Source organism: Niveispirillum sp., assembly GCF_052437035.1.
In the GTDB taxonomy this organism is placed as follows: Bacteria; Pseudomonadota; Alphaproteobacteria; order Azospirillales; family Azospirillaceae; genus Niveispirillum.
Genome location: NZ_JBQVOH010000045.1, coordinates 1 through 701 on the forward strand (window position 1 = coordinate 1; position 701 = coordinate 701).

A 701-nucleotide genomic window follows, 5' to 3' on the forward strand; every position below is an offset into this window, starting at 1 on the left:
CGCCGAGACTCTGCGCCAGGAGGAAGAGCGCTTCCGCCGCACGCTGGGGCGCGGGATGAGCCTGCTGGAGGAGGCGACCGCCCAGGTTGGCCCCGGCGGCGTCCTGCCGGGCGAGACCGCCTTCAAGCTCTATGACACCTACGGCTTCCCCCTGGACCTGACCCAGGACGCGGTGCGCGCCCTGGGGATGAGCGTCGACTTGGTCGGTTTCGACGTGGCCATGAAGCGTCAGAAGGATCAGGCCCGTGACGCCTGGACCGGCTCTGGCCAGGCTGCGGCGGCCGGGGAGTGGTTCTCCTTACGCGAACGCCTCGGCCCCACCGACTTCGTGGGCCATGATCAGGGCGAGGTGACCGCCGAGCTGCTGGTCCTGATGGCCGACGGCGCCGAAGTCGCCAAGGCTGGCGCCGGTCAGACCGTTCAGGCCCTGTTCGACCGCACGCCCTTCTACGGCGAAAGCGGCGGCCAAGCCGGCGACACCGGCGAGGTGGAGTGGGACGGCGGCCGCGGTCGGGTGATCGACACCCAGAAGCAGGCCAGCGACCTGCATGTGCATGTGATCGAGATCGAGTCCGGCGAGCTGGCCCCCGGCGCCCGGGCGCGCCTGGCCCTGGACGCCGACCGCCGCACCACGACCCGGGCCAACCATTCGGCCACCCATCTGCTGCATGCGGCCCTGCGCAATGTGCTGGGTCCCCATG

General features: G+C 71.0%; 1 protein-coding gene. It reads left to right on the forward strand.

Going from position 1 to position 701, the window contains the following annotated elements:
- Positions 1-701, forward strand: a 701-nt coding sequence (locus tag ACT6Q8_RS25590) for an alanine--tRNA ligase-related protein (protein ID WP_444739489.1), incomplete at both ends; no start/stop codon positions are given.